Annotated in this window: 10 protein-coding genes and 2 pseudogenes; 6 read left to right on the top strand and 6 right to left on the bottom strand. The window is 53.5% G+C overall.

All coding sequences use genetic code 11. The annotated features are described in order from the left end of the window. Positions 1-117: 117 nt before the first annotated feature. On the bottom strand, positions 118-654 hold the full coding sequence (locus B5F34_RS16520) for a UpxY family transcription antiterminator (RefSeq protein WP_087340878.1): 537 nt from the start codon (positions 652-654) through the stop codon (positions 118-120). Positions 655-1,460: 806 nt separating this feature from the next. Between B5F34_RS16520 and B5F34_RS16515 the strand changes: the two genes are divergently transcribed. From B5F34_RS16515 to B5F34_RS16500, 4 genes are all read left to right on the top strand, one after another. Then, positions 1,461-1,886, top strand: coding sequence for a DUF6769 family protein (locus B5F34_RS16515; RefSeq protein ID WP_087340877.1), 426 nt, complete (start codon positions 1,461-1,463; stop codon positions 1,884-1,886). A gap of 219 nt (positions 1,887-2,105) precedes the next feature. Beyond that, a complete protein-coding gene (locus tag B5F34_RS16510; RefSeq protein ID WP_087340876.1) occupies positions 2,106-3,299 on the top strand; it encodes an efflux RND transporter periplasmic adaptor subunit in 1,194 nt (397 codons plus the stop codon). Positions 3,300-3,340: 41 nt separating this feature from the next. After that, entirely contained in the window at positions 3,341-6,511 is a 3,171-nt protein-coding gene (locus B5F34_RS16505; RefSeq protein ID WP_087340875.1) for an efflux RND transporter permease subunit, read from the top strand. 313 nt (positions 6,512-6,824) lie between these two features. Next, on the top strand, positions 6,825-8,048 hold the full coding sequence (locus B5F34_RS16500) for a TolC family protein (RefSeq protein ID WP_087340874.1): 1,224 nt from the start codon (positions 6,825-6,827) through the stop codon (positions 8,046-8,048). A gap of 284 nt (positions 8,049-8,332) precedes the next feature. Here the strand turns inward: B5F34_RS16500 and B5F34_RS16495 are convergent, their stop codons facing one another. Next, positions 8,333-9,232, bottom strand: a complete 900-nt coding sequence (locus tag B5F34_RS16495; RefSeq protein WP_087340873.1) for a diaminopimelate dehydrogenase — start codon at positions 9,230-9,232, stop codon at positions 8,333-8,335. A 295-nt stretch (positions 9,233-9,527) separates the two neighbouring features. Here B5F34_RS16495 and ruvA point away from each other — a divergent pair, with 295 nt between their 5' ends. Next, entirely contained in the window at positions 9,528-10,130 is a 603-nt protein-coding gene (gene ruvA / locus B5F34_RS16490) for a Holliday junction branch migration protein RuvA (RefSeq protein WP_087340872.1), read from the top strand. A 1-nt stretch (position 10,131) separates the two neighbouring features. Then, positions 10,132-11,121, top strand: a complete 990-nt coding sequence (locus tag B5F34_RS16485; protein WP_087340871.1) for a DUF3843 family protein — start codon at positions 10,132-10,134, stop codon at positions 11,119-11,121. Positions 11,122-11,228: 107 nt separating this feature from the next. On the opposite strand, the gene B5F34_RS16480 is transcribed toward B5F34_RS16485, so the two are convergent. From B5F34_RS16480 to B5F34_RS17455, 4 genes and pseudogenes are all read right to left on the bottom strand, one after another. Further along, positions 11,229-12,392, bottom strand: a complete 1,164-nt coding sequence (locus B5F34_RS16480; RefSeq protein WP_087340870.1) for a Xaa-Pro peptidase family protein — start codon at positions 12,390-12,392, stop codon at positions 11,229-11,231. A gap of 448 nt (positions 12,393-12,840) precedes the next feature. Next, positions 12,841-14,178, bottom strand: coding sequence for an NADP-specific glutamate dehydrogenase (gdhA, locus tag B5F34_RS16475; RefSeq protein WP_087340869.1), 1,338 nt, complete (start codon positions 14,176-14,178; stop codon positions 12,841-12,843). A gap of 288 nt (positions 14,179-14,466) precedes the next feature. Beyond that, a pseudogene (locus tag B5F34_RS16470) lies at positions 14,467-14,733 on the bottom strand (DUF362 domain-containing protein); the annotation flags it as partial. Between the two features lie 14 nt (positions 14,734-14,747). Continuing rightward, positions 14,748-14,852, bottom strand: a pseudogene (locus B5F34_RS17455) (IS982 family transposase); the annotation flags it as partial.

Raw genomic sequence — 14,852 nt, 5'->3', positions numbered from 1 at the left:
CGCTCGGGATGACAGAATGATAGTGTCGGAAGAGTTCTCGGACAATCTCCCCCATGGTTCAGTCATAAGCTCCCCCCTCGGGGGGAGTTGAGGGGGCCATGGGGGGAGTTGAGGGGGCTATGACACATCCATCACCCGTATGAATTCCGGGGCCACCTCAATGCCCGCCGTAATCAGGTTGGGGATTTCCACCAGCAGGCGGCGGACCTTCGAACCGCGGACGGAGAGAAGGCGGCCTTCGTAACCGTCCAGGGGACCGCCGACAATGCGGACCGTGCGACCGCACATCGCAGGAGTCAGCTCGCCGGGAAGGTAATAGCGTGGGGAGTCCGTGGAACGGACGGCACGGATGAAACGCTCCATCTCGGCGTCGCCCACCACCATCGGACGGCAGTAGCCACCGCGAACGTAACGGTACTGGAGCGTGGAAAGTTCCTCCACGTAGGGGTCGAGGGCCTCGCGCGTGGAATGAACAAACAACAGGTCCGGAAGGAACGGACGCTCCTCGCGGACGCGCTTGCCGCCACGGACGGAAAGACGCCAAGTCATGGGGGTGAATACCTCAAGACCCTCGGCGGACAGAAAACGGTAAGCGGGAAGCTTGGCGTTGGGACGCTTCAGGTCGCGGAGTACAAACCAACTGGAGGAAGGCATACGGGGGATTTTAAAGGTATTCGCAAAATTCCTAGTCCTGAACGGAGATATATCGTTCTGTCCTCCAATCAGTTACAAGTAATCCCGCTAAAGTTCGGGATTGGCTCCGGTATGTCAAACGTTTATTTGCCATATTGCCAAACGGAACGTTTCATAGCGGTACATCTCTTCGTAAGAGATGTATTTAACCATATAATAGATTGAAAAACAGTCAATAAGGAAACACTTGAAAGAAGGGGAAGTAAAACATGCTAAACAAAAACAAACAAAAAAATAAACAGAATTTGATTTTTAAATGTCCTAGAAGTTGTTCTAACCAATATTTTGCCTAACTTTGCACCGTGGTACATCTCTTACGAAGAGATGTAGCGTTTTCCTAAATTTTCCCTCTTTTTTTATATACACTTTTATATCCCCCCAGGCTGTCCGAAAACCTATCAGCTGCTATCATTCTGTCATGGCGAGCGAAGTCGAGCCATCCCACTAAATCTACAGGAACGTGTCTTGAGATCCCTCGACTGCGCTCGGGATGACAGACTATACCTTAATGAAAATGAAATAGTCAAAAGGTCGACGTGAGAAAAAGAGGATGAGATAATCCGCAGGTGTTCCCCTTCGGGGAGCCACCAGCGGTTACCCATAGTTCAACCTCTTCAAGGTTGCCGATCGTGCGAGGCTGGAAAGAGGCAAACGTGCGAGGCTGGAAAATTTGGCTTTTTTACTATTTTGCAGCATCCTGTTTGGTAAATTCATACCTATCTTCTATCTTTGCAACCCAATCAGATTCACAGAAAAAAGGCAGAAAGATGAAATTACAACGGCGCATAGCATACCTTTTGCTGGTGGTCAGCATGATTATGCTGGGCGTGCCCGTTGCACCTCATCACCACCACACCGACGGACTGCTGTGCATGAAGAATGACATCAGCGATACCTGTTGCGAAAAGCCTGTGGAAAAGTCCGGACAAGAACAGGAACACTGCTGTTGCCACACGGGCTGCATCACCACCCATTTCTTCCAGCAGCGCTCTGACACAGATACCGGGTGGATGCACCCCACTCCCCACGGGACTCCCTGCTTCCTGCCTGCTTGCCTTGCCGCCTTGTCGGTTGACCTGCCTGCCCCCAACCGATGGAAGAAAAAACGTATACCTTATTATATAGAATCACTTCACAGCACGCTCATCATGCGTGCCGCAGGTCTTCGTGCCCCTCCCTCTACCCTTTTCTGAAACAACTTGCAACCCGGTTGCAGCAGGAAGGCTGTAACTTTGCAGCATCCCAAGCGTATATTTCCACCAGAATGGAAAATACAAAACATGGAGACACAGACTCACAGAGTTTTGTTGTCTGTTGAACCAGTCTCCACGGTTACGGAGCTATGCGGCTCTGTGCCTCTGTGTTTCATATAAAACTATATCTAACTGATTACTTACAATAACATCCAGAATATGAAAAAAGTATTCATCATCGGGACGCTGGGCCTCTTCCTGCTCGGCGCCTGCAACAACAAAGCCGACAAGGGACACGACGAGCATGACCATGCCACAGAACAACATGACCATGAGGCTGAGGGACCGGAGCACGACGGACACGACCACGGCACGGAAACAAAGGAAGGAAGCAACGAAATAGTATTGACCCCCGAAAAGGCACGGGCAGCCGGCGTGGAGGTGAGCGAAATCACACCCGGCATCTTTCACCAGGTTATCAGGACAAGCGGCCAGGTGCTCGCGGCACAGGGCGATGAACGGATGGCCGTGGCCCCGGTGGCAGGCATCGTATCGTTCCGCCACCGCGTCATCGAGGGCATGAGCGTGAGCAAAGGCTCACCACTCGTGGTACTCTCGTCGGACAACCTTGCCGACGGCGACCCCGTTCAGAAAGCACGCGTGGCTTACGAAGTGGCGCAAAAGGAATATGAGCGCATGAAAGCATTGGTAGGCGACAAGATTGTGTCCGAAAAAGAATTTGCCCAGGCCCGACAGACGTATGAGAACGCCCGCATCAGCTACGAGGCGGTGGCACGCAACCAAAGCGGAGACGGACAGGTAGTGACTGCCCCCATGACGGGATATGTCAAAAATCTGCTGGTGAAAGAGGGAGACTATGTAAGCGTGGGACAGCCGCTGGCAAGCATTACGCAGAACCGCCGCCTGTTTCTGCGGGCCGATGTGTCGGAAAGGTATTACGGACAACTGGCGGACATTGCCTCGGCACACTTCCGCACGCCCTACAACGAACAGGTGTACGACCTGGAAGAACTCAACGGACGCTTGCTCTCGTATGGCAAGGCATCGGACGAAAACGGCTATTACCTGCCCGTAACGTTCGAATTCGATAACAAAGGAGCCGTGGTGCCCGGCTCATTCGTAGAAGTCTACCTGCTCTCCCGACCGATGCAAAATGTAATTGCAGTGCCCGAAACAGCACTGACCGAAGAACAGGGGAGCTTCTTCGTCTACCGCCAGGTGGATGCGGAGTGCTACGAGAAACAACGGGTAAGCGTGGGAGCTGACGACGGACAGCGTGTGCAGATACTGGAAGGAGTAAAACCCGGCGACCGCATCGTCACCCGGGGAGCCTATCAGGTGAAGCTGGCATCGGCTTCGAATGCCATACCGGCACATACACACGAACATTGATGCTTCTGTTTATGAATCACTAACCATTAATCACGAACCCAATGCTAAACAAGATTATACACTTCTCCCTCCACAACCGTATCCTGGTGCTGGTGGCATCGGTATTGCTGTTGGTGGGAGGCACTTTTACGGCGATGCACACGGAAGTGGACGTGTTTCCCGACCTGAACGCACCTACCGTGGTCATCATGACCGAAGCCAACGGAATGGCCACCGAAGAGGTGGAACAACTGGTCACCTTCCCCATCGAAACAGCCGTGAACGGGGCGACCGGCGTGCGGCGCGTACGCTCGTCGAGCACCAACGGATTCTCGGTGGTATGGGTGGAGTTCGACTGGGATACAGACATCTACTTAGCCCGGCAGATTGTAAGCGAAAAGCTGTCGGTAGTGAACGAATCGCTGCCGCCCAATGTAGGAAGGCCCACGCTGGGACCGCAATCGTCCATACTGGGCGAAATGCTCATCGTGGGATTGACTGCCGACTCGACTTCGATGATTGACCTGCGTACGCTGGCCGACTGGACCATCCGCCCGCGCCTGCTCTCTACCGGAGGCGTGGCACAGGTAGCGGTACTGGGAGGCGACATCAAGGAATATCAGATTCAACTGGACCCGCAACGCCTGCGCCACTACGGCGTGACGCTCACCGAAGTGCTGGAAGCCACGCGGGGCATGAATATCAATGCCAACGGCGGTGTGCTGTACCAGTATGGCAACGAGTACATCGTGCGCGGACTACTGTCGACCACCGATGCCGGACAGATGGGCCGCGCGGTAGTAAAAACACAGAACGGCAAACCGGTATATCTGGAAGACGTGGCCGACGTGCGCATCGGTCCCAAACTGCCCCGGCTGGGCACTGCTTCTGAAAAGGGACGGCCTGCCGTGTTGCTGACCGTGACCAAGCAGCCCGACACCAGCACCTTGGAACTGACCGACCAGTTAGAAGCCGCACTGGACGACTTGGGCAAGAACCTGCCGCCCGACGTACATGTCAGCACCGACATCTTCCGCCAGAGCCGCTTCATCGAAAGCGCTATCGGCAACGTGCAGAAGTCGCTCATCGAAGGCGGTCTGTTCGTGGTTGTTGTCCTCTTCCTTTTCCTGGCCAACGTGCGCACTACGGTCATCTCACTCGTTACCCTGCCCCTCTCACTGCTGGCCTCGCTGCTCACACTGCACTGGATGGGACTAAGCATCAACACCATGAGCTTAGGCGGCATGGCCATCGCCATCGGGTCGCTGGTGGACGATGCCATCGTCGATGTAGAGAACGTCTACCGCCGCCTGCACGAAAACCGCCAGCTCCCGCCTCCGCAGCGGCACAGCGTGCTGCAGGTGGTGTTCGATGCCTCGCGCGAAGTACGCCTGCCCATACTCAACAGCACGCTCATCATCATCGTAAGCTTTGTGCCTCTGTTCTTCCTGAGCGGCATGGAAGGGCGTATGCTCGTGCCCTTAGGTATTGCTTTCATCACCGCTTTGGCCGCCTCGACAGTAGTAGCACTCACCGTTACCCCCGTGCTGTGTTCCTACCTGCTGAAAGGCAAAGACGACCGGCCGGGAGACGCCGTTGCCGATACGGCAGCCAAAGTCCCTTCAACGAATGTTTCCGGTGCCGACTCCCCCGTGGCCCGCTGGCTGAAATCCGTGTACGAAGTAGCCTTGCTGAAATCCATCCGCCACGGCCGCACGGTAGTGATTGCCACGGTTGCCGTGTTTGTTGTGGCACTGGGATTCTTCTTTACGCTCGGCCACTCCTTCCTGCCTCCCTTCAACGAAGGCTCGTTCACCATCAACGTCTCTTCACTGCCCGGCATCTCGCTGGAAGAAAGCGACAGCATCGGACACCGTGCCGAAGAGTTGTTGATGACCATCCCGGAAATCAAGACCGTGGCGCGCAAGACAGGACGCGCCGAACTGGACGAACATGCCCTGGGGGTGAATGTGAGCGAAATCGAAGCACCTTTTGAACTGACAGACCGCAGCCGTGCCGAGCTGACGGCAGAGGTACGCCGCAAGCTGAACACCCTGTCAGGTGCCAACATCGAAATAGGACAGCCCATCAGCCACCGCATCGACGCCATGCTGAGCGGTACACAGGCCAACATAGCCATCAAACTCTTCGGCGATGACCTGAACCGCATGTTCCAACTGGGCAACGACATCAAGCAGCAGATACAAGACGTGCCCGGCATAGCCGACCTTACCGTAGAGCAGCAGATAGAACGCCCGCAGCTCACCATCCGTCCCCGCCGCGAGATGCTGGCCCGCTACGGCATCACCCTGCCCCGTTTTGCCGAATTTGTCGGCGCCTGTCTGGCCGGTGAAGCCGTGTCGCAAGTCTACGAACAGGGCAAGAGCTTCGACCTCACGGTGCGCGTGCGCCACGACCTGCACGACCGCATCGACGAAGTGCGCGACCTGATGATTGACACGGGTGACGGGCAACAAGTGCCTCTGAGCTACGTGGCCGACATACGCTCGACGACAGGCCCCAACACCATCAGCCGCGAGAATGTGAAACGCAAGATTGTCATCTCCGCCAATGTGGAAGGCCGCGACCTGCGCAGCGTGGTAAGCGACATACAGGCCCGCATCGACCGCGGCATCCAACTGCCCGAAGGATACCACGTGGAATACGGTGGCCAATTTGAAAGCGCGCAGGCAGCCAGCCGCACACTCACACTTGCCTCGGCCGTGGCGCTGGTAGTCATCTTCCTGCTGCTCTACCACCAGTTCCGCAGCGCCAAAGAGGCCGGAATCATCCTCATCAACCTGCCCCTGGCGCTCATCGGTGGCGTGTTCAGCCTGCTGCTCACCACGGGTGAGGTCAGCATACCGGCCGTCATAGGCTTTATCTCGCTCTTCGGCATCGCCACGCGCAACGGCATGCTGCTCATCAGCCACTACCAGCACTTGCAGCGCGAAGAAGGATGCGGCGTCTACGAAAGCGTCATCCGGGGCTCGCTGGACCGCCTCAACCCCATCCTGATGACAGCCCTTTGCTCGGCACTGGCACTGATTCCGCTGGCACTGGGCAGCGACCTGAGCGGGAACGAAATACAAAGCCCCATGGCCAAGGTCATACTGGGCGGATTGCTCACATCGACGTTCCTCAACGGATTCATCATACCGATAGTGTATCTGTGGATGGAAGCCCCCTCCCGCCTCCCCACGAAGGGGGAGGGGACGCAAGCCCATCAATAAGTATAAGTAGTTGTTGATATTTAGTTTATATGATGTATATCTGTCTTGTTGAGCGGAGCGCAGCGAAGTCGAAACATCTCCCGAAAGACACGATTCCCTTGGATAGTGCATGTAATGAGATTCTTCGACTACGCCCTACGGGCTTCGCTCAGAATGACAGACACCTCATTCTCCATGATAGCATAAACTAATTATGAACAGCTACTCAAGATAATAGAGAACTAATATATATAATGTATAACCGCCCGTTTCCAACTCCCTCCCCTTCGGGGGAGGGCTGGGGAGGGGCAGAGAGCTTCACCCTACTTACATTATGAAACATATCACCCTACTCATCGCCTCCCTGCTGTTGACGGCCGGGATGCACGCGCAGGAGGCAATCGACCACATCCTGCAACAAATAGAAATGAATAACCGGCAACTGCAGGCCAACACCCAGCAGACACGCTCGCAACAACTGGAGAACAAGGCTTCGAACAACCTGCCCAACCCCTCGCTGTCGTACTCGCACCTGTGGGACAGCGATGACAAGAACATCACCGTGGGAGAACTCGTCATCTCGCAGAGCTTCGACTTCCCCAGCCTCTACGCTACCCGCAACCGGGTGAACCGGCTGAAAAACGCCGCCCTCGACGCACAAGCCAACGCCCTGCGCCAAGACATTCTGCTGCAAGCCAAGGAAGTATGCTTGGACATCATCCAGCTGCACGGCCAACAACAACTGTTGGACGAACGCCTGCGCAATGCCGAAGAACTGGCACAGATGTATGCTGAACGTCTGAGGACCGGTGATGCCAATGCACTGGAAACAAACAAAATAAACTTAGAACTGCTGAATGTACGCACCGAGAGCCGACTTAACGCCACCGCCCTGCAAGCCAAACTGAAAGAGCTCACCGTGTTGAACGGCAACCAGCCGCTGGCACCCGGACGCCCTCAGCCCGAACCGGCTACCGCAGGCCCTGCCGCTCTGGGGCTGACCACCTATACGCCTATCGCCCTGCCTGCCGACTTCGCCTCCCTGCTCGACCAACTGCTGGCTGCTGATCCCACCCTGAAGGCACTGCAAGGCGAGAGCGAAGCTGCCCGCAAACAAATATCCGCCAGCAGGCAGGGGTGGCTACCCAACCTTGAAGTAGGCTACCGCCGCAACACCGAGACGCGGCACCCGCTCAACGGCATTGTAGTGGGGTTTTCTTTCCCCCTCTTCGAGAACCGGCACAAGGTGAAAGCTGCCAAGAGCCTGGCTCTGAGCACCGACTACCTGCAGGAGAACGCCCGGATGCAAGCCTCGTCGGCCCTGTGGCAATTATACGAAGAAGCCTCCCAGCTGCAACAATCCATCCAAGAATACCAAGACACCTTTGCCCGCCAACGCGACCTGGCCCTTCTGCGCAAAGCCTTAGAGGGTGGTGAAATCAGCATGATAGAATACTTCGTAGAAGTATCTGTGGTCTACCAAAGCAAAGCCAATCTGCTGCAACTGGAGAACCAGTACCAGAAGGCCATGGCAAGAATCTATAAGAGCCAGTTGTGACAGCCGGCGGCATGGGCATCCGTATCCCATGCCACGGATTGTCAATGCTCCTTCGCGCCGATTGTCCAAGCGCTTGGCAGTGCGCCACCAAGCGCTCAGAAGCCTGCTTCCAAGCGCTTGGGAAATCAGCTCCAGAGCGTTGGGAACCGACTGCCGGAATAAGTCAGCAATCCCGCTGACCGACCAACGAAAAGAGCGGACGAAAGATGTTTTACCATCCTTGTCCGCTCTTCTTTTATTGCCTATCAGGCTGAGCAAAATTTAAACAAGCTCTTACAGTGAAGTTACACCAAATGCCCGATCCACTCGTCGCGCTCACCCGGCAGCAAGTCGATGACAGGCACCTCAATCATGGTGTAGCAACCGGGCTGCTGACGCATGGCAGCACGTGCCACGCACACCAGCACCTGAGCCGTCAGCGCAGGATTGTTGATGCGCATATTGAACTCAAACAACTGGTTCTGCGTCTTGCCGGACACACCTTTGCGCGTCAAATTCACTCCATGCCCCATGTCGAGCAGCGCATCTACGCTGGGCACCTGCTTCACGTGCGTCTCGTCGTTTACAAAGTAGGGGTCGGCCTTGATGGCAGCAGCCACCTGATTGAAGTCATAACCGTCTTCCACCTCAATGTAGACCATGCGGCGGTGTATGCCCGTACCCACAGGAATGGTCATCGAAAGGGCAGCCTTGACACCCGGCACCGCCTTGACAGCCACCGTATGTCCCATGCTCATGCCCGGACCAAAGTTCGTATAGGTAATTCCTTTGGGAGCAATAGCCTCAAGCAAAGTACGTACGACAGAATCACTCCCCGGATCCCAACCGGCAGAGATGACCGAAACCGTGTTGTGAGCCTTAGCTACCTCGTTCAGCGTACGGCGCAGGGCAGGAATATCCGTATGGATGTCGAAACTGTCGACCGTGTGAATGCCCATAGCCAGAATTTCCTTGGCATACTCCTCTACCTTGCGGGTAGGCGTACAGAGAATGGCTACATCGACATCGGTCAATTCGCTGATATGCTTTACAACCTGATATTCATTCAATTCGGCAGGACGGTTTTCGGCACCGGCACGACGCACCACACCGGCAATTTCGAAGTCGGGGGCAGCCTGCAAAGCCTGGAGCACATAGTGCCCGATGTTGCCATAACCAACAATGGCAGCTCTTACTTTTTTCATACTTTTATGGATTTAATATGTCACATTTCTTTGTTTCGGGCGCAAAATTAAGCATTTCTCCGCAAAACACCACCAACATGCTCTCTTCCTTTACTTGTTTTTTCTTTTTTTAGATTATGATGTTTCAAAAAGATTACGTATCTTCGCGGTGAAATGCAAAAACAGCACGCGGAGCAAACCATAACCGACAGTCAATGACAGACGGACGACGGACTGCACCCACAAATGCCTGTCCCGCACATGAACCGTTGATTATTACTGCCGCTTCTCCGGTCGCTATTATTATTTAGACTCTATGATAGAATATCTCAAAGGTGAGCTTGCCGAACTGACCCCGGCCATGGCCGTCATTGACTGCCACGGAGTGGGTTACGCGGCCAACATATCACTCAACACCTATTCGGCCATTCAAGGAAAAGAATCGTGCAAGCTCTACATTTACGAGTCCATCCGCGAAGATGCGTATGTACTCTACGGCTTTGCCGACCAGCAGGAACGCGAACTGTTTTTGCTGCTTATTTCCGTGTCGGGCATTGGAGGCAACACGGCCCGCATGATTCTTTCTGCCCTTACTCCCAACGAACTCATCAGCGTCATCAGCAGTGAGAACGCCAACCTGCTGAAAACCGTAAAGGGCATCGGCCTGAAAACAGCCCAACGTATCATTGTAGACTTGAAAGACAAAATAAAGACTGATACGCTGGTGGCTGCCACCGCAGGAAACGGACCGACTGCCGATGCGGCAATCAACACCGAGGTAACGGACGAAGCCGTGGCTGCACTGACCATGCTGGGCTTCGCACAAGGTCCCTCGCAGAAGGTCGTACTGGCCATACTGAAAGAAGAACCGACCGCCCCCGTGGAAAAGGTCATCAAGCTGGCACTTAAAAGACTCTGATATGAATATTCCCCTTAATGCCTGGCTGAAAGCCAACGGACGGAAGCAGGCCCTTCCCAGCGACAAGTGGTACTTGGACTTCGCTTCTCTGCTCTTGCCGCCAGTCAAACACTCCGCCCTGTTCAAGCACAGCAGTACGGACATACAAGAGAAGGCCATTATCGCCCTGACACAGTATTTCCAGGATGCTATTGCCCAGAAGGGAGGATGGAAACACTTCACCCATCTGTATCGCTCCCGCTACGGAAACCCACTGCCTTTCTACCAGACCGGCAGCACGTATGCAGACGATGAAATCAATCCGGAAGATGTAGCCTTGGTGCTATGGACCTTGTTGGCTTATCCTGCCCGCCGGCAGCCCGATGACTACCAACTGTTTAACCCGGAAGACGAACGGCTGTCCGTATTGACCGGAACAGCATACGACCTGATGGATGCCTCGTTTGAAGAGGCACCTGTCAACGAAACACCGTCTGCCACGTGGGTAAGAGGCACAGAAGAACTGCTCACCGAAAGCACTCCTCTTCCTCCGGTTATCCCCACGGCAGATATGAACCGCAACGCGCTGCGATGCCTGGAGCATACGGGAGGACATCCGTTGCTGTACTTCTCCGACTATCCGGAACTGTACCGCTTCTTTACCGGCGTGTTGGGCTGGGAAGGCAAACCCTCTGCCTTACTGCCTGACCTGGCCGACAAACGGGAATTTGTCATTTTCGCCAATGCAAAAGGTATGCTGCTGGCACACGATGTGGCTGCTTATTTCTGTGACGGACATAATCCCTTCTATAACCCTCAACGTGCTACCGAAGAAGGCTACCAGCTTTTCTGCCAGCCCGGCCGCTGCCCCTTCGATTTACTGAAACTGGGTATGACCACCGGCCTGCTGCCCGACGTGCGCTTCCCCTTCCCCAATGGAAAGAATCTGTTGCAAAATAATTGGGATTTTGTAGCCAGGTATTATCTGGGGGAATATTATGAAGGACAGTAAAATGAGGAATGAAGAATAAAGAATAAAGAAAACGGCACATGCCTTGTGGTACATCTCCTGCCACGTTCTCCTTATGCCTATTCTTCTTCATTCCTCATTCTTCATTTCTAAAGTTCTATGATTTCTTCCGGTGCCAATGTCAACTTCTCTACCCCTTCGGCAGTAACAGCCCAAGAGTTTTCAATGCCGACAGGACCAATCTCCGGTAACACGATTTTAGGTTCAAGAGCGAAAACCATGCCGGGTTCCAATTCCTGGCGAATGCGAGGTGCCAGCACTGGAGCTTCGTTGATTTCCAAGCCAATACCATGTCCCACAAACTTGGCTTTCTGGTCAATTCCCATAAAGTAGTCTGCAAAACCGGCTTTTCCCACTATATCGATGGCTTTGTTATAAAGGTCCTCACACACCACGCCCGGTTTGGCCATGGCAGCGACTTCAGTCTGCACCTCCAGACAAACCTGATGAGCGTCATAAGCCTTCTGTGGCAACCGGCCTACCGAATAGACACGGCTCATATCTCCCATATATCCATAGAAATTACCTCCCAAATCTACCATAATGCTCTGCCCGGCCTGCAACAATGTACCGTTGGCACCGCCCGGTATGGAAGGGTCAAGTCCTTGTCCGCCCAAGGCAAAATCGTATGGACTGGGAGCCGCAGCATTATCTCCTGCCAACACGCTACCCATGAATATTTCCATGCTGCGGCCAAAGACACGGAAGATGCCCAGACACCCCTCCAGACGCATCAGTCTCTCTATTTCGATAGAAAACTGCCGGTCGGTCATGCCCAAACGGTAAACCGAAGGAATCTGCGCGTATGCACGGGCATGGGCCGTCCCCGAACGCCGGAACAGTTCCAATTCCATAGTCGTCTTCACACTACGGGCACGGCGAATCAGTTCCGTGCCACAGGGCAATACCTCCGAATCGGGGAAGCAGGCAGCCAAACGCCTGTATTCATTAAAAGACAGTTCATCGCCTTCGAGCATCAGCTTAGAAGGCAGAGGCAAGCCATATTCCTTCAGCAAATCGGGCAGTTGCTCCGGCTTGCGGACAGGATGCACATATTCGCCTACCAGGTTATTGGGCCGTTTGACAAACACCAGAGCCGGTGCATTCAAGGGCAGATACAGATAGCCGCTGATAACACGGCCACAGGTATAAACCAGGTTCACGTTGCAAGTAATAATGGCAGCTTCGATGCCTTGCTGAGCCATCAGAGCGCGTATCTTGTCGCGTCTCAGTTTTAATTCCGGTTGTAGCATAAGTCTCTTGTTAAGTATTAATGTGCCTATTTAAGTGATACTAAACACAGAGACACGGAGTCACAGAGTTTTTGTTTTCTTGTCCACGGCTCACAGAGTTATTCTCCTCCTTCGTGTGCAGCGAAGCCGCGGACTCCGTAGACTCCCCCGTCATCTTTCCGACAGAAAGTTACGGACCTTTGTGGCTTTGTGTCTCTGCGTTTGATATAAATCATCTGATGATTTAGAGGGAGTTCACTCCTACCCTCATTTTACCGCAGCAAAGGTAGCAATAATGTCCGGAAACAAAAGACATGAAACTATAGTTCCTGTTTCAATTTTCTTTCTTTTAGAGCCCGTTTAAATTTTCCAACGAGTGAAGAATAAAAAAAACCGCCCGTTACCTTCGCAGGCGCGAGCGGCATAAACCACAAATACAAATACAACTAAACAAAGTTTACGTCTCGATTCAAATGACTCCCTGGCCCATCATGGCATGTGCCACTTTCATGAAGCCGGCAATGTTGGCGCCCTTCACGTAATTGATGTAGCCATCGGGTTCTGTTCCATATTTTACGCATTGAGCATGAATAGCGTGCATGATACCGTGCAGGCGCTGGTCCACCTCTTCGGCACTCCAGCTGATATGCATGGCATTCTGGCTCATCTCCAGTCCGCTGGTAGCTACACCACCCGCATTGACCGCCTTGCCCGGCGCATACATCATCTTATGCTCAATAAAGAGGTCAATAGCCTCAGGCGTACATCCCATGTTGGAGATTTCGCCTACGCAAAGCACATTGTTATCTATCAGATGCTGTGCATCTTCACCGTTCAGTTCATTCTGGGTAGCACAAGGCAGGGCAATGTCGACCTTCACTTCCCACGGACGCTTGCCGGGAACGAATGTAGCACCGGGGAACTGTTCAACGTAAGGTTCCACAATATCATTGCCCGATGCACGGAGTTCCAGCATGTAGTCAATCTTCTCGCCACTGATGCCATCCGGATCGTAAACGTAACCGTCAGGACCGGAGATAGTAACCACCTTGGCACCCAACTGCGTAGCCTTGGTAGCAGCTCCCCATGCAACATTGCCAAAACCGGAGATAGCCACCGTCTTGCCCTTGATGTCGATGCCTTTGGTCTGCAACATCTGGTTGACGAAATACAGACCACCGAAGCCCGTAGCCTCAGGACGGATGAGCGAACCGCCGAATTCCAGTCCCTTGCCAGTGAAAGTACCCGTAAACTCACGCGTCAGTTTCTTATACATACCAAACATGTAGCCTACTTCGCGACCACCGACACCGATGTCACCGGCAGGAACATCCATATCAGGCCCCAGATGGCGCCACAATTCAAGGATAAAGGCCTGGCAGAAGCGCATGATTTCGGCATCGCTCTTGCCACGGGGCGAGAAATCGGAACCGCCCTTGCCACCGCCCATCGGCAAAGTGGTAAGCGCATTCTTGAAAGTCTGCTCAAAGCCCAAGAACTTCAAGATGGAAAGATTGACAGATGCATGGAAACGGATACCGCCCTTATACGGGCCAATGGCGTTGTTAAACTGCACGCGATAACCTAAGTTCGTCTGCACTTCGCCCTTATCATCCACCCACGTCACACGGAAAGTGAAAATACGGTCGGGTTCTACCAAACGCTCGATGATTTTGGCTTTCTCAAACTCAGGATGCTGGTTGTAGACTTCCTCGATGGAAAGGAGGACTTCTCTCACTGCCTGCAGGTACTCGGATTCACCGGGATGCTTAGCCTCCAGAGAGGCCATGATTCGTTCAATGTTCATGATATTACGTTTTAAGTTACGCACTGGATTAACGTTCGCTGCCGCCCCTACAAAATGTAAGCAAGCGACACTGCAAATATAGGAAAATTTTTCAAACGAACCACAAGAGAAAGCAATATTTTGATTATTTAATAATAAAACGTCAGGCTCACTCTCCGCTCCGACACAAACAAGCGCAGGAATCCTGTTTCTTTGTCCCTCCCCGGTGGGGAAAAGGCCTCACAGGTCCTGCGCTTTCCATCCGGTCTGCCCGTTTACAACGGCAGACCTCCCTTATCTATCATCCAATCAATCCAGTCTTATCAATTCATACTTCTGGCTGCCCATGCCCAGTTGTTCGGCATAATCCAGTGTATGCATGCCATGACGCGAGTCGATACGCTCAATCAGATGAATCTTGCCATGGTCTTCCGACGAACGGACCAGGTCGGTGCAAGCCTTATCCAATGCCACTGGGTCGAGCGAAGCCAAGATGCCAATGTCTCCCATCTTCGGGTCTTCGGGCGAAGAATCGCAATCGCAATCCACAGAAAGGTTGTTGGCCACACTTATATAACCCGTTGGCGGAATTAAGTCAGCGCATACTTGACTCTGCCAATGGGCTTGTTGTTTTTGTAGTTAATGTATTGTAGGATTGTAAGTGCGCTGATTTTCCCGATAATCCGGGCGAACAA

Origin of the sequence: Mediterranea sp. An20 (assembly GCF_002160055.1) — a bacterium.
In the GTDB taxonomy this organism is placed as follows: domain Bacteria; phylum Bacteroidota; class Bacteroidia; order Bacteroidales; family Bacteroidaceae; genus Bacteroides; species Bacteroides avicola.
This window is presented reverse-complemented; position numbering and strand designations above follow the sequence as displayed.